This window comes from Halostella litorea, from assembly GCF_004785955.1.
Taxonomy (GTDB): domain Archaea; phylum Halobacteriota; class Halobacteria; order Halobacteriales; family Natronoarchaeaceae; genus Halostella; species Halostella litorea.
In genome coordinates this window covers 12759-32969 of sequence record NZ_SJER01000001.1, presented here as the reverse complement: position 1 = coordinate 32969, position 20211 = coordinate 12759, and the positions used below count along the sequence as shown (strand labels likewise).

Annotated in this window: 20 protein-coding genes and 1 tRNA gene; 11 read left to right on the top strand and 10 right to left on the bottom strand. The window is 70.7% G+C overall.

What is annotated here, in order from left to right; genetic code table 11:
- Positions 1-41: 41 nt before the first annotated feature.
- A complete protein-coding gene (locus EYW40_RS05700; protein ID WP_135820669.1) occupies positions 42-782 on the bottom strand; it encodes an MBL fold metallo-hydrolase in 741 nt (246 codons plus the stop codon).
- 102 nt (positions 783-884) lie between these two features.
- Here EYW40_RS05700 and EYW40_RS05695 point away from each other — a divergent pair, with 102 nt between their 5' ends.
- Both EYW40_RS05695 and EYW40_RS05690 read left to right on the top strand, forming a co-directional pair.
- Positions 885-3686, top strand: coding sequence for an ATP-dependent helicase (locus tag EYW40_RS05695; RefSeq protein ID WP_135820668.1), 2802 nt, complete (start codon positions 885-887; stop codon positions 3684-3686).
- Between the two features lie 120 nt (positions 3687-3806).
- The gene (locus tag EYW40_RS05690; RefSeq protein WP_135820667.1) at positions 3807-4436 is read left to right on the top strand and encodes a beta-class carbonic anhydrase; all 630 of its coding nucleotides are present in this window, start codon (positions 3807-3809) and stop codon (positions 4434-4436) included.
- A gap of 18 nt (positions 4437-4454) precedes the next feature.
- Here the strand turns inward: EYW40_RS05690 and EYW40_RS05685 are convergent, their stop codons facing one another.
- Positions 4455-5678, bottom strand: coding sequence for a lactate racemase domain-containing protein (locus EYW40_RS05685; RefSeq protein ID WP_135820666.1), 1224 nt, complete (start codon positions 5676-5678; stop codon positions 4455-4457).
- An 81-nt stretch (positions 5679-5759) separates the two neighbouring features.
- Between EYW40_RS05685 and EYW40_RS05680 the strand changes: the two genes are divergently transcribed.
- Positions 5760-6479, top strand: coding sequence for a YqjF family protein (locus tag EYW40_RS05680; RefSeq protein ID WP_135820665.1), 720 nt, complete (start codon positions 5760-5762; stop codon positions 6477-6479).
- Between the two features lie 47 nt (positions 6480-6526).
- Here EYW40_RS05680 and EYW40_RS05675 read toward each other — a convergent pair whose 3' ends face one another.
- Complete coding sequence (locus EYW40_RS05675; RefSeq protein ID WP_135820664.1) at positions 6527-9175, bottom strand: AAA domain-containing protein; 2649 nt, start codon at positions 9173-9175, stop codon at positions 6527-6529.
- 116 nt (positions 9176-9291) lie between these two features.
- Here EYW40_RS05675 and EYW40_RS05670 point away from each other — a divergent pair, with 116 nt between their 5' ends.
- From EYW40_RS05670 to EYW40_RS05660, 3 genes are read left to right on the top strand one after another with little or no spacing between them, the layout of a single operon-like run.
- Positions 9292-9843, top strand: coding sequence for a hypothetical protein (locus tag EYW40_RS05670; protein WP_135820663.1), 552 nt, complete (start codon positions 9292-9294; stop codon positions 9841-9843).
- Between the two features lie 31 nt (positions 9844-9874).
- Entirely contained in the window at positions 9875-10267 is a 393-nt protein-coding gene (locus EYW40_RS05665; RefSeq protein WP_135820662.1) for a nuclear transport factor 2 family protein, read from the top strand.
- 1 nt (position 10268) lies between these two features.
- The gene (locus EYW40_RS05660; RefSeq protein WP_135822017.1) at positions 10269-10472 is read left to right on the top strand and encodes a hypothetical protein; all 204 of its coding nucleotides are present in this window, start codon (positions 10269-10271) and stop codon (positions 10470-10472) included.
- Positions 10473-10508: 36 nt separating this feature from the next.
- On the opposite strand, the gene EYW40_RS05655 is transcribed toward EYW40_RS05660, so the two are convergent.
- The 4 genes from EYW40_RS05655 to EYW40_RS05640 form a co-directional block, all read right to left on the bottom strand.
- Positions 10509-11528: a threonine ammonia-lyase gene (locus EYW40_RS05655; protein ID WP_135820661.1), complete on the bottom strand. Its 1020-nt coding sequence runs from the start codon at positions 11526-11528 to the stop codon at positions 10509-10511.
- A 31-nt stretch (positions 11529-11559) separates the two neighbouring features.
- Positions 11560-12183, bottom strand: coding sequence for a class I SAM-dependent methyltransferase (locus EYW40_RS05650; protein ID WP_135820660.1), 624 nt, complete (start codon positions 12181-12183; stop codon positions 11560-11562).
- A gap of 88 nt (positions 12184-12271) precedes the next feature.
- The gene (locus tag EYW40_RS05645; RefSeq protein WP_135820659.1) at positions 12272-13228 is read right to left on the bottom strand and encodes a zinc-dependent metalloprotease; all 957 of its coding nucleotides are present in this window, start codon (positions 13226-13228) and stop codon (positions 12272-12274) included.
- A 70-nt stretch (positions 13229-13298) separates the two neighbouring features.
- Positions 13299-13571: a hypothetical protein gene (locus EYW40_RS05640; RefSeq protein WP_135820658.1), complete on the bottom strand. Its 273-nt coding sequence runs from the start codon at positions 13569-13571 to the stop codon at positions 13299-13301.
- Between the two features lie 97 nt (positions 13572-13668).
- Here EYW40_RS05640 and EYW40_RS05635 point away from each other — a divergent pair, with 97 nt between their 5' ends.
- The 4 genes from EYW40_RS05635 to purF all read left to right on the top strand — a co-directional run bounded on the left by EYW40_RS05635 (position 13669) and on the right by purF (position 16843).
- Positions 13669-14718 carry a M20/M25/M40 family metallo-hydrolase gene (locus EYW40_RS05635; protein WP_135820657.1) on the top strand — a complete coding sequence of 350 codons (1050 nt, stop codon included), beginning with the start codon at positions 13669-13671 and terminating at the stop codon, positions 14716-14718.
- A gap of 57 nt (positions 14719-14775) precedes the next feature.
- Positions 14776-14961, top strand: a complete 186-nt coding sequence (locus EYW40_RS05630) for an LSM domain-containing protein (protein WP_135820656.1) — start codon at positions 14776-14778, stop codon at positions 14959-14961.
- A complete protein-coding gene (locus EYW40_RS05625) occupies positions 14958-15131 on the top strand; it encodes a 50S ribosomal protein L37e (protein ID WP_135820655.1) in 174 nt (57 codons plus the stop codon). Before EYW40_RS05630 ends, EYW40_RS05625 begins: the two co-directional genes overlap by 4 nt.
- Positions 15132-15403: 272 nt before the next feature.
- The gene (gene purF / locus EYW40_RS05620) at positions 15404-16843 is read left to right on the top strand and encodes an amidophosphoribosyltransferase (RefSeq protein ID WP_135822016.1); all 1440 of its coding nucleotides are present in this window, start codon (positions 15404-15406) and stop codon (positions 16841-16843) included.
- Positions 16844-16858: 15 nt separating this feature from the next.
- Here purF and EYW40_RS05615 read toward each other — a convergent pair whose 3' ends face one another.
- Positions 16859-17419: a DUF420 domain-containing protein gene (locus tag EYW40_RS05615; protein WP_135820654.1), complete on the bottom strand. Its 561-nt coding sequence runs from the start codon at positions 17417-17419 to the stop codon at positions 16859-16861.
- 171 nt (positions 17420-17590) lie between these two features.
- Here EYW40_RS05615 and EYW40_RS19875 point away from each other — a divergent pair, with 171 nt between their 5' ends.
- Positions 17591-17728 carry a DUF7503 family protein gene (locus EYW40_RS19875; RefSeq protein WP_202614457.1) on the top strand — a complete coding sequence of 46 codons (138 nt, stop codon included), beginning with the start codon at positions 17591-17593 and terminating at the stop codon, positions 17726-17728.
- On the opposite strand, the gene EYW40_RS05610 is transcribed toward EYW40_RS19875, so the two are convergent.
- Both EYW40_RS05610 and EYW40_RS05605 read right to left on the bottom strand, forming a co-directional pair.
- Complete coding sequence (locus EYW40_RS05610) at positions 17729-19840, bottom strand: hypothetical protein (RefSeq protein ID WP_135820653.1); 2112 nt, start codon at positions 19838-19840, stop codon at positions 17729-17731.
- Between the two features lie 223 nt (positions 19841-20063).
- Positions 20064-20148 (bottom strand) — tRNA-Leu (locus EYW40_RS05605).
- Positions 20149-20211 lie beyond the last annotated feature (63 nt).

Below are 20211 nucleotides of genomic sequence, written 5' to 3'. Positions count from 1 at the left end.
GCGAGCAGCCTTAAGACTGTGGGATTCCGAACGCGGGGTCCTCAGTCGATCCGGACCGTCGTCAGGTCCGACGCGACGCGGACGTCGCCGTCGTAGGCCTCGCGGACGGAGGCGACCATCTCCTCCTCGCGCCCCTTCGTGTGGGGGTAGAAATGCGTGAGGTACACCCGGCCGACGTCGGCCCCCGACGACGCGAGCGTCTCGCCCAGTTGCGAGGGCGTCGGGTGGTTCGACACGTCCACGTCGTCGGGGAACGAGCAGTCGTGGGCGAGCACCGCCGCGCCGTCGGCGAAGTTGGCGAGGCCCTCGAACGCCTCCGTGTCCGCGCCGAAGACGAACTCGTCGCCGAAGCGGTAGGCCAGCGTCGGCATGGAGTGGCGCGTCTCGTACCCCTCGACGCCGAACCCAGCCACCTCGAAGGCGTGCGGGCCGACCTCGCGGACCTGCAGGTCGACCCGTCCCTCCAGGTAGTCGTGGACCGACAGCAGGTCGTCGACCAGCGACTTGGTGCCCGTCGGGCCGACCACTTCGAGGTGCTCCTCGCCCGCCAGCCAGCGCGCCTTCAGCAGCGAGAGCAGGTCCGAGACGTGGTCGAGGTGGTGGTGGGTGACCAGCACCGACGAGACGCCCTCGTACCCGACCTCGGTCCGGGCGAGGCGGTGGAGGACGCCGCTCCCGCAGTCGACCAGCAGCGTCCGCCCGTCGCTCTCCAGCAGGAGGCCGGTCTGGGCGCGCTCGCCGGTGGGCATCGCGCTCCCGGTCCCGAGAAAGGTGACGTTCATACGGCCCCTTGCGGGGAGGGGAGCGAAAAGCGTTGGGTCGCCGGCTTTCACTTCCGCTCCGGCGTCCAAACCCTCTTGCCGGCCGCGGCCAAGGATCCACCGATGGCCCCGACCGGTCCGCCCGACGGCACGGACCTCCCGTTCGACGTTGACGACGCATCGGCGTTGCCGTTCGACCCGGCGGCGGCGACGGTCAGCGACGGCGACGTGCTGGCCCGGCTGACCCCCGTCGTCCGGGAGTGGTGGGTCGAGGAGTTCGGCGAGTTCGTCCCCGAGAACGACGGCTTCTTCACGCCGCCACAGGAGGGCGCGATCCCCCTCGTCGACGAGGGGACGAACGCGCTCATCGCCGCCCCGACGGGCAGCGGGAAGACCCTCGCCTCCTTCACCGCGATCATCGACGAACTCTACCGGCGGGAGCGCGACGCGGCGGCCGCCGAGGGCGACGGCGGCCTCGACAACTCCGTCTACTGCCTCTACGTCTCGCCGCTGAAGTCGCTGGCAAACGACATCCACCGGAACCTGGAGGTGCCCCTGGAGGGGATCCGCGAGGTCGCCGAGCGCCGCGGCGAGGACGTCGGCGAGATCCGCCACGCGATCCGCCACGGCGACACGAGCGACGCCGACCGCCAGCGGATGCTGGAGGAGACTCCCCACATCCTCAACACGACGCCGGAGACGCTTGCGATCCTGCTCAACTCCCCGAAGTTCCGCGAGAAGCTCCGGACCGTCGAGTACGTGATCGTCGACGAGATCCACTCTATCGCCGCCGGGAAGCGCGGCACCCACCTCTCGGTCAGCCTGGAGCGCCTCGAAGCGCTCGCCGACGGCTCGCCCACCCGGATCGGCTGCTCGGCGACGATCGAGCCGCTGGACGACGTGGCCGAGTTCCTCGTCGGGCGGGCCGACCCGGGCGGCGACCCGCGGGACTACGAGATAGTCGACGCGCGGTTCGCCCGGGAGTTCGACGTGGAGTTGCACTGCCCGACCGACGACCTGATCAACACGCCCCGCGAGGTGGTGCAGGGGCGGTTCTACGACGAGCTACACGACCTGATCGGCGAGCACACGAACACGCTCGTGTTCACGAACACGCGGTCGGGGGCCGAGCGCGTCCTCCAGAACCTGCGGGAGCGGTACGACGCCTACGACGAGGACAACTCCGGCTGCCACCACGGCAGCCTCTCGAAGGAGGCCCGGCAGGGTGTCGAGGAGGACCTGAAGGCCGGCACGCTCGACGTGGTCACGTCCTCGACCAGCCTCGAACTCGGCATCGACATGCCCCACGTCGACCTCGTCGTGCAGGTCGGCTCGCCCAAGAGCGTCGCCGCCCTGCTCCAGCGCGTCGGGCGCGCGGGCCACCGCGTCGGCCAGACCGTCGCGGGCCGGGTGATCGCGCTCGACCGCGACGAACTCGTGGAGTGTGCGGTGATGCTGAAGAAGGCCGAGGAGGGGTTCGTCGACAGCGTCTCGATCCCCGAGAACGCACACGACGTGGCCGCACAGCACGTCTACGGGATGGCGATCGCGGAGATCCGCCCCGAGGCGGAGGTGCGCGGCGTCCTCCGCCGGGCGTACCCGTACAGGGACTACGGCGTCGACGACTGGGAGCGGCTGCTGCGCTACCTCACCGCCGACTACGACGGGCTGGAGGAGCAGAACGTGTACGCGAAGGTGTGGCGCGACGCCAACGACCCGCCGGGCGGCGAGTACCACTACGACGAGTTCGACGTCGGCGAGCCGCTGATGGGCAAGCGCGGGCGGCTGGCGCGGGTGATCTACATGACCAACATCGGCACGATCCCCGACTCCTTCACCTGCGACGTGTTCACCCGCGCCGACAACGAGTGGGTGGGCAACCTCGACGAGAACTACCTCGACACGCTGGAGCAGGGGGACGTGTTCGTGCTCGGCGGGCAGAACTTCGAGTTCCGCTACCGCCGCGGCTCGAAGGTGTACGTCGACCGGACGAGCGCCCGCCCGACGGTGCCCTCGTGGTTCTCCGAGCGCCTGCCGCTGTCCTACGACCTGGGCCGGGAGATACTGGCGTTCCAGGGCGAACTGGTCGACAGGCTCGAATCGGGCGGCCCGCCCGCCGTGCGCCGCTGGCTCCGGGATTTCCCGCTGGACGACGACAGCGTGCGGGCGGTCGCGCGCATGTTCGACCAGCAGGTGCGCTACGCCGGAGCCGAGAGCGTCAGCACCGACGGGCGGATCGCGGTCGAGGTCGAGAAGGACCGCGACGAGTACGAGCGCCGGTACTACGTCCACTCGGGCTACGGCCGGCGGTTCAACGACGGCCTCTCGCGCCTGCTGGCGTACCGCTGCGCGCAGGCGGCCAACGCCAACGTCTCCGTCGCCGTCGCCGACCACGGGTTCTCGCTGTCGATGCCGCTGAACCGGAAAGTCGACGTGGCGGGGATCCTGCGGGACCTCTCGCCCGACGAGGTGCGCCCGCTGTTGCGCGAGAGCGTCGACGGCACCGAACTGCTCCAGCGCTACTTCCGGATCAACGCGACGCGCTCGCTGATGATCTTGAAGCGGTACAAGGGGTACGAGAAGTCCGCGAAGGAACAGCAGGTGTCCAGCGAGATGCTGCTGGGCTTCGCGGAGGACCTGGAGGAGTTCGCCGTGATCGAGGAGACGTACCGCGAGATACTGGAGGACAAGCTGAACGTGGCGGCCATCGAGGCCGTCGTCGGCGCGGTCGGGGCGGGCGAGGTGGCGGTGACGAGCCGGACGGTCGACTCGCCGACGCCGCGGGCGTTCGGCCTCGCGACGCTGACGGCCAGCGACGTGGTGCTGGCCGAGGACGAGAGCGCCGCCTTGCGCGCGTTCCACGACCGCGTCGTCGAGGCCATCGGCGACGACGCCGGGGCGAGCGCGGTCGCGGGCGAGGAGTGAGCCCGGCGGCCCGGCCGACGGCGACCGCGGAAGCGGTAGGTTCCGCGGCTTTCGCGGAGCCCGGGCCAGCCTTTCCGGTGGGGGCCCGGTTTTGCCCGTCGCCGACGTACACGGTGACGCATGGCACACCACACACACGGCGACGACGGCCACGAGGACCACGAGGGACCGGTCCACGAGCGCGTGGACGCGGACGTCGACGCGCTCGACGACTGGGCGCGGCGGCGACGCAAGGGCATCCCGACGGACGAGAACCTGCTCGTCGTCGCGTGCATGGACGAGCGCATCCCCGTCGAGGACGTGCTGGGACTCGACCTCGGCGACGCCCAGATATACCGGAACGCGGGCGGGAAGGTCACCGACGACGTGATCCGCTCGGCCGCGCTGACGACGAACTTCTTCGACACCGACGAGATAATCGTCGTCAACCACACCGACTGCGGGATGATGAGCGCCTCGGACGAGGCGGTGACGGAGGGGCTTGAAGCGCAGGCCGGCGACATAGACGACGCCGACCTCGACCCCAGCCTGCCCGAACTGAACGTCGGCGACGCGAGCGTCGCGGACTGGGTGAAGATGACCGACGACATCGACGAGGCCTGCGCGGCGCAGGTCGAGTACCTCCGGGATTCCGACCTGATCCCCGACGACGTGACCGTCTCCGGCTACGTGTACGAGGTCGAGAGCGGTCACCTCCGGCGGCCCGGCGAGCGGATCGCCGAGCAGGTCAACCAGCGCGTCGAGGAGTAGGCCACGAACCCCCGCGAGCTAGGGTCGCACCAGCAGCGTGTTCAGCGCGTCCGGCACGACGAGCACGTCGCTCCCGTCCTCGACAGCGGCCTCGACGGAGTCGCGGGCGTGCATCAGGCACTCCTCGACGACGCCGGGAGACCGGCTGTTGGTCACGTACACGTCGTGGTCCCGCAGCACTCGGGCCACGACGAACGCCCGCTGCGCGCCGGGGCCGTACCCCTCGCGCATCTCGTCGTACAGTTCGGCGGCGCTCGACGCGCCCGAGAGGCGGTCGTGGAACCGGCGCTCGCCGTCCCCCCGTCCCGCGCCCTCCGGCAGTTCTGCCGGCACGACGATCCGGCCGCCGTCGCGGAGCGGGTTCTGGTCGCCGAGCGCGACGTACGTCGCGGCCCGCGTCGTCTGGTAGAGGTTCGCGTCCTTCGGCGCGCCGACGCCCGCGACGACGGCGTCGTAGTCGGCCGCGACGGGGACGGACAGCGCGTCGCGCGCCGACGCCGCGAGTTCGCGGACGACGGCGCGGTGGTCGCCCGCCGCGGCGTCCAGGATCCCGCTGGGTCCGTGCGTGACGTTCAGGGAGAAGTCGACGCCGGCCACGTCGCCCGCCCGGTCCAGCGTCTCGCGGAACGGGTTGCCGGCGACGCGGCCGAGGCGGACGCCGTCGCGGGCGAGCATGTCGGGGCCGTGCGTGTACCGGATGATCGGCTCGCCGCCCGCGCCGACGACGACGGTCTTCGCGCCGCCGGAGAAGCCGGCGTACTGGTGGGGTTCGACCATGCCCGTCGAGACGACGCGGTTGGCGTCGGCGACCGCCGGGTTGAGTTCGACCGGGCAGCCGTCGACGCGGCCGACCTCCACGGCGGCGTCGGGGTCGTGGTTCACCGCGAGGTCCGCGTGCTCGCCGAGCGCCGACCGGACCTCGGCGTCGTCCATGGGGCGGTGGAGGCCGAGGCCGATCACGACGGTCACGTCCGCACGGTCGACGCCGCCATCCTTGAGTTCCGCCAGCAGGACGTCCAGCAGCGCGTCGTCCGGCGTCGCGCGGGTCACGTCCGTCACGACGACCGCCACGTCGTCGCCGGGGGCGACGCGGTCGGCCAGCGGCGGTCCGTGGGGGTCGGCAACGGCGCGCTTCGCGGCCTCGCGGGGGTCGACTGCGTCGCCGCCCGGCGGGTCGGCGACCGTCACGTCGCAGTCCGGGAGCGAGACATCGACCGCGCCGTCCCCGAGCGGGAGTTCCATGCCGTCCCCTTGGCGGCGCGGGCTGAAAAGCCCCGACGGCCGCGCCGACAGGACGAAGGCCGCGGCGCGCCTGTCTCCGGTATGGCTTCGCTCGTCTCGATGCGGTGGCGGGACCTGCTGTTCGCCCACTACCCGGTCGCGCTCGACCGGCTCCGCCCGCGCCTGCCCGACGCCGTCTCGCTGGAGACGTTCGACGGGCAGGCGTGGCTCGGCGTCGTCGCGCTGACGATGACCGACGTCCGGCCGCGGTTCGCGCCGTTCGGGCGGACGTTCCCGCAGGTGAACCTCCGGACGTACGTGACGATAGAGGGCGACCCCGGCGTCTACTTCCTCAGCATGGACGCCGACGAGCGGCTGGCGGTCACCGCCGCCCGGCGGACGCTGGGCGTGCCGTACTACCTCTCGGACGCGTCGATCCGGCGGCGCGGCTCCGCGGTGACCGTCACGAGCGAGCGCGTGCAGGCCGGCGAACCCGACGCCCGACTCCGCGCGACGTACGAGCCGGACGGGCCGCTGGAACCGGTCGCGGACGGCTCGTTCGAGGACTTCGCCATCGACCGGTACCGGCTCTACCTGCCCGGCCGGGGTGGCATCTACACCGCACTGGTCGACCACGACCCGTGGCGGCTCCGGACCGCGACCGCCGAGATAGCCGAGAACACGCTGTTCTCCGCGGCCGGCGTGGGGCGGCCCTCCGCCGATCCGCGGCTCCACGTCGCGCCGGCGTACGACGCGACCCTGCGCGACCCCGGCCGCCGCTCAGCGGACGTCGACCCGATAAACGAACCGCGCCGGATCTGAGCCGCCGCGGGTGTCGTCCCGGCGGCCGTCCGGCCTCTGCCTCCCGCCTAGGCCCGCGCCCACTCGACCATCCCGGCGTAGACATCGTCGGTCGACAGCGCGTCGGCGTCCCCGACGAGCACGAGCGCGCGCTTGGCCCGGGTCAGCGCGACGTTGACCCGGCGGTAGTCCTCGAAGATCGGGCTGTCGAGGTCGCCGCTGGCGACGAACGAGACGACGATGACCTCCTTCGCCGAGCCCTGGAAGCGGTCGACGGTGTCGACGGTAACGTCGTCGCTCACCCGCCGGGATATCTCGGCGACCTGCGCGCGGAACGGCGCGATGACGCCCACGTCGACGGGGTCCAGTCCCGCGTCGACGAACGCGTCGACCGTCTCGGCGACGCGCTCGGCCTCCACGGCGTCCGTGTGGGCCGCGGCGTCGCCCGGCACGTCGATCATGCTGACCGAGTCCCGCAGGTGGGCCGGCAGCGCGGCCACGTCGACGCCCGGGAGGTCCGCGAGGCGCTGGCCGGCCACCTCGCCGGTCGCGGGGCGGAGTTCGCCGTCGTAGAACTCCCGGGAGGCGTACGCCTGGATGCGCTGGGCCATCCGGTACTGGCGGTCGAGCAACACGCCCGCCTCCGGGCTGGCGTCGATGAGGCGCTCGAACAGCGACTCGGTGAGGTCGTTTTCGGCCCGTACGACCGGCGGCAACTGTTCGTGGTCGCCCACGAGGACGAACCGGTCGGCGAGGTTGATCGCCGCCAGCGTCTCCGGCTCGGTGAGCTGGGCCGCCTCGTCGACGATGGCCACGTCGAACGACTGCTCGCGCATCACGCGGGAGCCACACGTCGCGGTCGTCGCGGCGACCAGCGGCGCGTCGCGCAGTTCCCGGACGCGCTCGCCGGGGTCGCCGCGCTGGTCGAGGCGGACGTCCCGCATGTCCTCGCGGACGCCGGACTCGGTTCCGACGCGGAGCACGTTTTCGGTCCCCTGCTCGCGCACCGCCTCCAGCGCGTTGTCGACGGCGCGGTTGGTAAAGGCCGACAGCAGGACGCGGTCGCCGCGCTCGACCAGCGCGCGGACGGTCCGGGCGATGGTGTAGGTTTTCCCCGTGCCGGGCGGCCCGTGGACCAGCGCGAAGTCCTCGGCGGCGACCGACTTCCGGACCGCCTCGTCCTGGGCCGCGTTGTTGTCGATGAACGTCTCGGTCACGTCCCGGAACTCGGGGTCGGCGCGGCCGAACAGGACGTCCTTCCGGCGCTCGTCGCCCTTCAGCAGGCCGTCGTGGAGCGCGGTGAGCATCCGGTCCGCGGAGAGCTCCGAGGGGTACACGTCCAGCCGCCGCAGTTCGACCGGCTCGTCGGCCGAGACGACGACGTCCTCGTCGAGGCGCTCGACCCGCGCGAGTTCGGCGTGGCCCGAGACGGGGTCGCCGTCGCTGGCCAGCACCACGTCCCCCTCGCGGATCTTCGAGACGGCCGTGTCCGTCCGCTCGGCGTGCAGTTCCCAGCGGCCGCCGTCGAGTTGCCGGCGGTCGGTCGGCTCCAGGCCGATCAGCGCGCGGTCGTCGTCGGCCCGCTCGGCGGCGCTTTGCTCCCACAGTTTCGCGTACTCGCGGTGGGTCTCGCGGCGCTCCTCCTCGATTGCGCGGTAGAACCGGTCGAAGTAGTCGCGCTCCTCCTCGGGGATCGCCCGGCCGATCTGGCCGGCCTTCGACTCCTGGTCGAGGCGGCCCGAGACCACCTGACAGGTGTCCTGCTCGAAGCAGTACTCACAGGTCGCGTCGGCCTCGTAGCCCGTCGGGACGCCCGCGTCGTGTTCCATCGCCGCGATCTCGTTGCGCGTCCGGACGACGAACTTCAGCAGGCCGTCGCCGACGGAGAACTCCTTGGCCGGCGAGAGGTCGCCGGTCGCCTCCGCGCGGTCCAGCGCGGAGTTTTTCGTGTACAGCAGCGTGCCCGTGTCGGCCGGGACGCCCCGCTCCTGCAGGACGAGCGCGTAGCAGGCCGCCTGTATCTTGTCGTGGAAGCGCGGCTCCCGTTTCGTGTTCTTCCCGGTCTTCAGTTCGACGGGCATCCCGCGGCGGATCGCGTCGGCCCGGCCCTTGATGCCGAACGTCTCGCTGATGAGCGTCTGCTCGCTGCGCCACTCGTCGCCGTCCGTGAGCACGCCCTGGTTCAGCCAGCCCTCGATGGCCGCCGCGTTCTGCCGGACTTCGTCCTCGACCTCCTCCCGCGTCCGGCCGAGGAGGCCGAGTTCCAGCCCCGCCTCCGCGACGCGGTCCGCGATCGATTCGTCCAGGTCCCGGCCCCGCAACAGGTCGCCGAACACCTCGTGAACGATGGTCCCCTTGACCACCGGGTACGCCAGCGGGATCCCCGAGAGCTTGTTCAGGTAGTACATCCGGGGGCACTGCACCCACGAGCGCACGTCGGTCACGTCGACGAGGAAGTCCGGTTCGAGCACGACGTAGGAGTCGCCGGTCGTGGCGTAGCCCCCGTCGTAGTCGTCCTCCTCGGCGTCGGTGACGAGCAGTTCCATTCCCGACTCGATCAGGTCGGCGGTCTCGGTCCACTTGCCCCAGAGCGTCACCGGCACGGGGTCCGCGCCCTCCGAGAGCCGGACCGGCACCTCCGCGAGGTCGCTCTCGCCGTACTGCGTCGAGACGGTCCGCACCTCGGCCGCGCCCGCTGCGGTTCCCCGAATATTCACTATCCCGTCACAGGTCGCCCGGCCCCAAAAGCGCTACTGGTCCGGGCGGCGGGCCCCGAGCGAACGTCTCGCCCCCACCGATACGTTCATTCCCGACGATCCCATACCGGTCGCACATGCGTGTCAGGGAGTGGGATGACATCGTCGAGGACGTCGTGGAACAGGACGTCGACCCACAGGGCTGGCGCGCCGTCGCCGGCGACCGGTCCGGCGGCGTCGGCGAGGACCTCTACATCGGCCACCCGTCGAGCGGCGTCTACCACCTGAAGACCTACGCGAAGAACCCGTTCGACGTGCGGGGCGTCGGGGCGCGCGTCGCCCGCAGCCTCGACGACGAGATCGGGGCGTACCTCCCGGCCGAGTCCGACACCGGCCGCTTCGCCGTCCAGTCGCCGCCCGACGACGAGGACGAGGCCGAGGACCGCGCGTCGCACTTAGAGGAGGTGCTCAGGGCCCACGCCGACGCGCCGACGACGCCGGGCGACCTGTTCGACGACGTGATGGAGGCCCTGGACAGCCCCGCCTTCGGGCCGATGGAGTACGACCAGTACGACCGGCCGGACGAACTCGACGACCTCTCGTCGACGTTCGAGGAGGCCGAGGAACTGCTCGACGCCGAACTGGACGACCTCGTCGAGGACGACGGCGTCGGGCGGGGTTTCCAGTGACTACAAACGGGCGGCTGCCCTGTACTCCCGTATGACCGCCGCCGACACGGTCCGCGAGTACTACGAGTCGCTGCGCCGCGGGGAGCCGCTGTACCCGTACTTCGTCGAGGACCCTCAGACGGCCAAGTTCGGGGTCTCGGAGTCGCTGATCGGTTACGACGACGTGGCCGAGGCGCTCCGCGAGCAGAGCCGCACGACGGAGGCGTGGACGGTCGACTCCCGGCGGCTCAGCGTCGCCGAGCGCGACGGCTACGCCTGGTTCAGCGACGAGGTCGACCTCGGATGGACCGACGCGTCGACGGGCCGGCGGCGGGCGTACCCGACGCGCTGGAGCGGCACGCTCGAACGGCACGACGACGAGTGGCTGTTCGCCACGCTCCACGTGAGCGCCCCCGACGAGTCCCTGGCGGCCGCCGGTGACTGAGATGGTCGGGCCGTCGATCCCGGAGGAGGAACAGGAGCGGAACATGACCCGCCTGAAGGCCGGCTTCGTCCTCCTCGTCGGCGTCTCCGCCGGGATGATCGCGGTCCAGGGCGGCGCGGGCCTGACGAGCGTGCTCGCCGTGGTTGCCGCGGGGCTCGTCCTCGGCGTCCTGCTGGTGTACTACCTCTCCACGATCGCTCCCTGACGGGAGGCTGTGGGGGTCCACGGCCCCGACCGCCCTTCAGTCGTCGAGCGCGGCCTGCAGCTTTTCCACGTCGAGGTTGCGACCGGACACCGGGAAGACGACCGTCTCGCCGCGGAGGTCGTCGCCGTACTGGCGCATCGCCGCGACGGCGGCGGCGCAGGCCCCCTCCATCACGACCGAGTCCTCGACGAGCAGGTCCCTGACGCCCGCCCGGAGCGCGTCCTCGCTCACGAGTCGGAAGTCGTCCAGCCGATCGCGGAGCAGGCGGACCGTCATCGCGAACGGGACGCTCGTGGCGATGCCCTCCGCGAACGTCCCCATGCGGTCGGACGGGCGGAGGTGGCCCTCCGCCCAGGCGCGGTGCATCGCGGGCGCGGCCTCGGACTGCGCGCCGACGACGGTCGCGTCGGTCAGTTCGCCGACGGTGAGACAGTAGCCCGCGGCGCTGGAGCCGCCGCCGACCGGGCAGAACAGGTAGTCCACGTCGGGCAGGTCCTCGACGACTTCGAGGCCGGCGGTTCCGACGCCCGCGACCAGGTCCGGTTCGTTCGCGGAGTGGACGTAGCGGTACCCCTCGTCGGCGGCCAGCGCCTCGGCGCGCTCGCGGGCGGCGTCGAAGTCGTCGCCGTAGTGGCGCACCTCCGCGCCCAGTCGCTCCATCGCGGTCACCTTCGAGGGGTTGGCGTCCTCGGGGACGACGACGGTGACGGGCACGTCGAAGGCCCGCCCGGCGTACGCGACGGACTGGCCGTGGTTGCCGGTGCTGGCGGCGATCAGCCCGGGGTCGCGGAACTCGTCGTCGAGGCCGGCCGCGAGCGTGACCCCGCCGCGGACCTTGAACGCGCCGGTCGGGAGCGTGTCCTCGCGCTTGAGGTAGACGTCCGCGTCGAACTCCGCGGAGAGCGGTTCGCTGCGGACCAGCGGCGTCCGGGGCAGGTGGTCGCGGACGACCCGTCGGGCGCGGTACACGTCCGCGGTCGTCGGCGGCGTCAGGTCGTGGTACGGGAAGACGGTCGTCGCGTCGGGCGACTCCACGGGGTCGTACTCGGGCGGCATGGCCGGCACTGTGCGGGCGGCCGGGAAAAGTTCACCGACCGCGCAGGTCGGCCAGGAAGAACGGCTTCTGTGCGTCCTCGTCGGCGAGCGTGTCGGCGACTGCCCACTGGTCGCGGAGCTCGAACCCGGCGGCGCGGAGCTGGTCGAGCGTCGCCTCGGCCCCCGCGATGTCCCACTCCATCGCCGCGCCGGAGTCGAGCCAGTCGGGGTTGCGGCCCCGCCAGCGCCCGTGGCCCTCGGAGACCAGCAGCCGACCGCCGGGGCGCAGCACGCGTGCGAACTCGTCGACGACGCGCCGGTGGTCGTCGAGCGGTACGTGGATCAGCGAGTGGACGGCGGTGACGGCGTCGAACGCGCCGTCACGGAACGGGAGCGCGGCCATGTCGCCCTGCACGAGCGGCGCGGCCGGCGCGGCCGCTGACGCCAGGTCGAGTTGCTTACCGGAGAAGTCGATGCCGACCGCGCGGTCGCCGGCGCGGGTCAGTACCGGCTCCCCGCCGCCACAGCCCGCGTCCAGCAGGCGCGCGTCCGGTGGGAGGTCCGCGAGCAGGTCCTCGACGAGCGAGGTGCCCAGCGTCTCGTCCTCCGAGCGCTGGGCGGCGTACGCCTCCGCGAGTTCGTCGTACCCCTCGCGGACGGCCCGTCTGTCGGTCATGTCCGAGCGTCCGGGGGACCGGTACAAGTGTCTTGTGCGGGTGCGTGCCGGCGTCCCACGGGAGTCGGTGCGGTAGTCAGTCCCGCGTTCAGGGATCGACGCGGCGGATCCAGTCCCGCGGGGCGTCTATCTCCGCGTCGCTCGGGAGGTTCTCGGGGCGGTCCCACACCGCGCCGGCGGCGGCGACGCCGCGCTCGTCGGCGACCGTCTCGAAGAACGCCTTCCCGCGCTCGTACTGGCGGCGCTTCAGGCCGAGGCCGAGCGCGCGCCGGACGAGGCGGGCCAGCGGCCCGCGGCCCTGTCGGCGCTCGTCGAGTTTCCGCCGGAGGTCGGCGTACTCGTCGTCGAACGCGTGGTCCATCAGGAGTTCGGCGTACCCCTCGACGACGGTCATCGCGGCGTCGAGTTCGCGGAACGCCTCGCGGTCTATCGAGCCGTCGGCCACCGCGCCGATGCCACGCTCCATGCGCTCCTCCAGGTGGTCCGAGAGCCACGGGGCCGCGCCGAACTCGGCGGCGTGGGTCACCTCGTGGAACGCGATCCAGCGGCGGAAGCGCGGGTACTCGGTGTTCAGGGCGTCGGCCGTGCGGACGATGTTCGGGCGGACGAAGTACAGCGCGTGGTCGCTCGGGTCGTCCGCGAGCAGGAGCGGGTCGTACTGGCCGAGCACGTTCCGCGCGAGGAAGCCGAGCATGAAGCTCATCGAGCCGGTGTTGACGACGCGGGCAGCGCCGGGGAACATGCCGCCCACCTCGTCCTCCAGCGGCTCCATCAGCCGGGCGAACGTCTCGACGTTCGCGTCGATCCAGTGGTGGCGGTGCTGGACCTCGACGGCGCGGGGCACGTCGAACTCAAGGTCGGCCACCTCCCGGACCCGGCGGCGGGCGTCGCGAACGTCGTCCGCGTAGCCGTCGCGCTCGCCCGGTGAGAGGTCCAGCGAGCCGGCGTCCGTCGACGCCTTCGCGGCCTCGGCGACGGCGTCCCAGTCTATCGGCCCGTCGCCGGACGCGCCGGTGACGGCCCGGACGCTGCGGTAGAGATTCATGGGTACGATTGCGCGCCGGGAAACAAAACCCTTCTCCCGGCGGTGGGGAAAACTCCGGTGGGGCGGCGGGCTACGCCGGCTCCTCGACGGTGTACTCCGGCTCCTCCTCCTCCTCGAGCCCGTCGTCGCCGCCGCGGAACTTCCGCGCAATGGCGGCCATGGCCACCAGCGCGACGAGGCCGACGAGCACCTTCGCGCCCGCGCCGTCGCTCCCGTCGTCCACGTCGACGGCGGTGCCGTCGTCGTCGTCGCCGAACGGTTCGTCCTCGTCGCCCGTGGCCCAGCTGGGCGCGAACTGCGGGTCGCCGTCCACGTGCAACTCGAACAGTGTTATATCGACCATGTTTCACCGTTCGTCGGGCAGGAACTTATACTGTGGGTCGGACCCCTCGGGTTCCGGAACGGTCAACGTTTCAGGCGTGCGTCCCGACGTCCCCGACATGGACGAAGACGAACGCGAGTTCCTGGACGACCTGCTCGCCGCGGCGACGCCGTCGGGATACGAAGCGCCCGGCCAGCGCGTGTGGCTCGACCGCGTCGAACCGGCCGCCGACGAGGTCCGCACGGACGACTACGGCAACGCGGTCGCCGTCAGCGAGGGGAGCGGCCCGGCGGTCGCCATCGCGGGCCACGCCGACCAGATCGGTCTGCTCGTCCGCGAGATAGACGACGACGGACACCTGCACGTCGGCCCCGTCGGGAGCGTCGACCGCACGGTCACCCGCGGCCAGGGGGTGACGGTCCACGCCGATGACGGCCCCGTCCCGGGCGTCGTCGGGCAGACCGCGATCCACGTGCGGGACGAGGTCGACGATGACGCGAGCGTGGCCGACCAGCACGTCGACGTCGGCGCCGCGGACGGCGAGGCGGCCCGCGAACTCGTCTCCGTCGGCGACCCCGTCACCGTCGACGGCGCGGTGCGGGACCTGCAGGGGTCGCGGGTGGCGGGGCCGGGGATGGACAACCGCGTCGGGATGTGGGTCGCCGCCGAGGCGTTCCGCCGCGCGGCCGACGCCGACGCCACCGTCTACGCGGTCAGCACCGTCCAGGAGGAGATCGGCCGCAAGGGCGCGGGGATGGTCGGGTTCGACCTCGACCCGGACGCCGTCGTCGCCGCGGACGTCACCCACGCGCTCGACTACCCCGCCGCGCCCGGCGAGAAGGGCAGCGACGTGGCGCTCGGCGAGGGGCCGGTCGTCACGCGCGGGAGCACGAACCACCCCGTGCTGTCGGACGCGCTCCGCTCGGTCGCCGCCGACGCCGGGGTCGACGCGCAGGTGCAGGCCGCGCCGACGCACACGTTGACCGACGCGGACACCTTCGCCACGTCGCGCAGCGGCGTTCCCGCGGTGTATCTCGGCCTGCCGAACCGCTACATGCACACGCCGGTCGAGGTGGTCGACACGGCCGACCTGACCGCGGCCGCGGATCTCTTCGCCGCGTTCGCCCGCTCGGCCGACCAATACGCCCCGTTCGCCGTGGATATCTGACACCTGCGGGGGTCCCCTTCCGGTACGTTTAAGCACGAGTCGACGGGCGTAGACGGTATGAGCGAACGTCCGCTCGACGTGCTCGAAGCGTCCGTCGGTCAGGATGTAACCGTGCGACTGAAAGACGGCGAGGAGTACGCGGGCCAGCTCGCGGGCTACGACCAGCACATGAACCTCGTGCTCGACGACGGCGAAGACACAACGATTATACGCGGCGACAACGTTGTCTCCATCATCCCATGACTGGCGCAGGTACCCCGAGCCAGGGCAAGAAAAACACCACGACCCACGTGAAGTGCCGTCGGTGTGGTGAGAAGTCGTATCACGTCAAGAAAAAGGAGTGCTCGTCGTGCGGGTTCGGCAAGTCCGCCAAGCGCCGCGACTACGAGTGGCAGTCGAAGGCCGACGAGTGAGATAGTTCCCTTCTCGAAACGCTTCGTGACCAGCGACCGCTCGGCCAGCCGCGGCCGAGTGTAGCTCGTCCCGTGCGAAGGAGTACCACGATCGATCAGCGCCGCCCGTCCTCGCACGCCGCCGATGCGGGCCGGCGGCCGTATCTATACACGGATGTGTGTATTGTTCGGGGTAAAAGTGGTCGAACGGACCACGATTGCGAGGTTTTATCTCCGGTGCCTCGCAATGGTCGCCCATGTCAGACGGCCGGGCCGAGCGGCCTTCGACCGGGATGACCGAGAAGTGCGGCGTCGTCGGCGTCTCGCTCGCCGACCGCGACGCCGCGCGCCCGTTGTACTACTCCCTGTACGCGCTCCAGCACCGCGGCCAGGAGTCGGCGGGCATCGTCACGCACGACGGGTTCCAGCAGCACAGCCACGTCGAGATGGGGCTGGTCGGCGACGCCTTCTCCGAGGACGACATCGCGGGGCTGAACGGCACGGCGGGGATCGGCCACGTCCGCTACCCGACCGCCGGGAGCGTCGACGCCTCCTGTGCCCAGCCCTTTTCGGTCTCGTTCAAGAGCGGCTCGCTCGGGCTGAGCCACAACGGCAACCTCGTCAACGCCGACGAGATCCGCGCGGAACTGGCCGGCCAGGGACACGCCTTCACCTCCGACGGCGACACCGAGGTGATCGCCCACGACCTCGCGCGCAACCTGCTGGAGGAGGACCTCGTGCGCGCCGTCAAGCGGACGATGGGCCGCATCCACGGTTCCTACTCGCTGGCGATCACCCACGACGACACGGTGCTCGGCGTGCGCGACCCGGAGGGCAACCGCCCGCTCTGTATCGGCGAACTGGAGGACGGCTACGTCCTCGCCAGTGAGAGCGCCGCGGTCGACACGCTCGACGGCGAACTCGTCCGTGACGTCCGCCCCGGCGAACTCGTCGTCCTCCACGAGGACGGGTCGGGGTTCGACACCTACCAACTCGTCGACCGGGAGAACACCGCCCACTGCTTTTTCGAACACGTCTACTTCGCCCGCCCGGACAGCGTCATCGACGGGAAGCGCGTCTACGAGGTGCGGCGGGACCTCGGCCGGAAGCTCTGGGCCGAGAGCGGCATCGACAGCGACGTGGTGATGCCCGTGCCCGACTCGGGGCGCGCCTTCGCCTCGGGCTACGCCGACGCCGCCAACGAGGACGCCGAGGCCGACGACGAGGCCGTCGAGTTCGCCGAGGGGCTGATGAAGAACCGCTACGTCGGCCGCACGTTCATCATGCCGACACAGGACGAGCGCGAGCGCGCGGTCCGGCTCAAGCTGAACCCGATCAAAAGCACCATCGAGGGCCGGACCGTCACCATCATCGACGACTCCATCGTGCGGGGGACCACCTCGACCCAGCTCGTCAAGCTGCTCAAGGACGTCGGCGCGGCGGAGGTCCACGTCCGCATCGGCGCGCCGCCGATCGTCGCGCCCTGTTACATGGGGATCGACATGGCCTCGCGCGACGAACTGATCGCGAGCGACAAGTCGACCGACGAGATCGCCGAGGAGATAGGGGCCGACAGCCTCGCGTACCTCTCGACGGGGGCCGTCGCCGACGTGCTGGAGACGTCGCGGGCGGACCTCTGTCTGGGCTGTGTCACCGGCGAGTACCCCTACGACATCGACGGCGAGGAAACCGACCGGGCCGTCGCCCGCCCGGCGAACCCGGCCGACGACTGACGCCGCGGCCGACCCTCAGTACACGACGTACAGCATCGCGTACACGACCTCCCCGAGCGCGAAGGAGACGAGCCACAGCGCCGCCGCGACGCGGCCGACGCGCGCGTGGACGGTCCGCCGGAGTTCCGGCACCGACCGGGTCCACGCGAGCAGGAGCGCGTAGTAGACGAAGGGGATCGTCACGACGGCCAGCAGGATGTGGATCGCGAGTATCGGGAGGTAGACGTAGGTGTAAACGCCCTCCGGGCCGGGGAACGACTGCGGCCCCTCCAGGGCGATGCGGTAGAGATAGAGGACGAGGAAGGCCGCGAAGAGGCCGAACGAGGCGACCATCAGCGCGCGGTGTCGGTCGACGTTCCCGCGCCGGATCGCGCGCACGCCGCCGAGGATCGTGCCGATCGCGAGCGCGCTGACGACGGCGTTGACGTGCGGGATCGCGTGGAGGACGCCGTCGGGGACGCGCGGCAGCGCCTCGCCCGGCACGAACCCGAGCGCGGTGCCGAACACCAGCGCGAGCGAAACCGCGGTGAGCAGGCCGGTCGCCGCCGGGACGTGTCGCCTGACGCGGTTCTGCATGGCCGGACGTAGGGAGCGATCCGTGAAAGACGTTCCTGTCCGCGGACGGCGTCGCCGTCGCGGGATCCGGACACGGCTACCCAATCAGTAAATACTAATTAACATGATGGGTTAATTTATAAGAAATCTTCAGATATTTTCATAAGAACATCGTCCGTTGGTCGAACTGCGATGTCAGACAACGACTCACTCACGACGTACCTCGCAGACCACCCGCGGATGATCGGCGCGCTGTTTACCCTCCTCCTGCTCGTGTCGCAGGCCGGATCGGCCGCCGCGAACGGCGCTCAGGCGGTCCCCGGGCCGTAACTACTCCTCGGAGCCGATCGCGACCGATCCGGGCGTATCGTTCCAGAAAATTTTGCCGTCGTACTGAACCGGGCTCCTGTGCGAGGAGAGGTAACTGTGGAGTTCGGACTCGGAGAGCCGGAGGTCGAGCATGTTTCCGGGGGTGAGGAAACACTGTTTCACCTTGTCGATCGTCGGCATGACGTACGTGCCGATCTGATACTCGCGTGTCGGGTACGCTCGTATCGAGAGGTCGTACGTGTCGCCCGGTCCCTCCTCGACCGTACACAGGAGCGGCGTCCCGCCCTCCGACTGCGCGATGTCGGCGCCGCCGTCCCCGACGACGATGTACTGGTCCCCCGTCGAGGTGTGGTCCCGGATGAGTTCGACCGCCGCCCGGAGCGGGAACCCGAGGTTGAGCAGGTGCGCCATCGCGCGGCCGATCTCGACGGCCTGTTCGTTCACCACGTCGCTGAGCGTCCCCACGCCCCCCGTCGCCCCGCGTTCCGTGAGCGCCAGCGCCTGATGCACCGACCGGCAGGCGTTCAGCAGGAACACGTCGACCCCGACGCTGTCGAGGGTCTCGATGTCGAGTTCGCCGTCCGGGCACTGCAGGCCGTCGGCGGTCGCGTGGCCGATGAAGTGGAGGAAGTCGTAGTCGCCCCCGAGCACGGTCGCGAGCCCGTCCATGTCGAGGTCGGTGAAAAACGACGTCTCGTAGGGCAGGCCCTCGCGGTTGCCGTACACGCTGTCGAGCGAGTCGTGTTCGGCGATCATCCGCTCGTCGTTGCAGACTGCGGCGATGGATATCTCGCTTGACCGCGTCCCGCGCCGCAGCCGGTTCTCGAACCCGTCGACGGTGGCCTTCGTCGCCCCCCGCGGGACGTGGTCGCCGAACCAGGCGTGCTCGATCGACTCGTCGGTCGTCTCGGGGTCGACGAGCGTCATCGACTCCTGGGACTCGCCGCCGGACCGCAACAGCGGCGTGGCCTGGGCGGCGTCGCCGTTGGCATCGGCGGTCGCGGCCCGCGTGTAGCTCGCCGACTGCACGCGCGGATGGGAGAGCTTCGTCCCCCGCGGCTCCCGGACGACGCCGAGGTCGTAGGCGACGAAGGGGAGCGACCGGATCCCGGACGGGTCCGACGGCACGTGGGCGGTCAGACACCACTCCGGGACGTACTCGGCGATGACCTCGTAGGGGATCTGCAGGTACGCGGCGACCTGCTCGGCCAGGGAGTTGTCGTACATCGACGCGACGTCGAAGGGAAGGAACGGCTCGACGCGGTTCCGCTCGTGGAGGTCTATCTCGTACAGCCCCTCTGTCCGAACGACGCAGTCGAGGAAAAACACCTGCTTCAGCGTCCGGGCGACCTCGTCCTCGAACCACCGCTCGCTCGCCAGTTCGCGCTCGAAGCCGCGGTCGGTCTCGATCCGCGGGACGTCCCCCGGCACCACCTCGGCCCCGAGGTAGAACGCCAGCGACGAGACGGCGTACACGTGGCGGTAGGTCGGCGGGACGACGATCCGAACCCCGGTGTCCGGCGGCTCCAGCCCGTCGGGGACCGAAAGCGCGTCGCCGCGCTCGAACAGCGGCGGGTGGCCCCGGAGCGTCGGATAGGACCGCTCGCAACTGGTCGTCTTCAGCGCCGACGGGAGGTGGCTCACGGCGGTCATCACGTCCCGCGGGTCGTCGGAGACGGTGATCGTCCCCGCGGGCCGCTCGTGGTAGGACCGCATCCCGAGAACGACTTCGGTCGGGCCTTCGAACCCCAGTTCGAGGTAGTTCGCGCCGGTCCGCACCTTCAGGGGGCCTTCGATCCGGCAGTACACTTTCATCGGCCCGTTGAGGTCGAGGACGTACTCCCCGCGGTCGAACCTCCGCCGCTCGTGGGACTGGACCCCCGCGATGAAGTCCCCGTCGCCGTCGCGGATGTTGAACCCGTCCAGCCGGTCGATGTAGAGCCCGCTCGTCTCGAACTGGCAGGCGTGGGTCACCGGCTCCCTGAACGCGTCCGGGTCCGCCGCCGCCGGCGACACCGGGTCGTCGGTCCGGAGCACGAACTTGCGCTGTTCGATCCGGTCCTCTATCCGGACTCCGGTCACGGCGTCAGCGGCGGCGTAGTTGATGGTCATTTCCGGGGTACCTGTAAGTGTACCTACGATAGATGCGCAATGGTAAAAACGTGTCCGGACGGTTCAGATCGCCGTCATGCCGCGCCGAGCCCCGCACTCGGCCGTGGATCGCCGTGTGCCGGCGGACCCAGTCGCGACTGTTCAGGTAGTTCCGTCAGAAGTTGTGCGTGGGTGATGTCCGCGAAGGGAGATCACCTGCATCAGCGCCCGTGTGGGCGTGCGATGCGTGGGACCGGATTTGAACCGGCGGACCCCTACGGGACAGCGCCCTCAACGCTGCGCCGTTGGCCTAGCTTGGCTACCCACGCTCGCGGTGTCTTGCTGCAGTCAGACCTATCCCGTGGACGAATTAAAGGGCTTTCGTTTCGGCC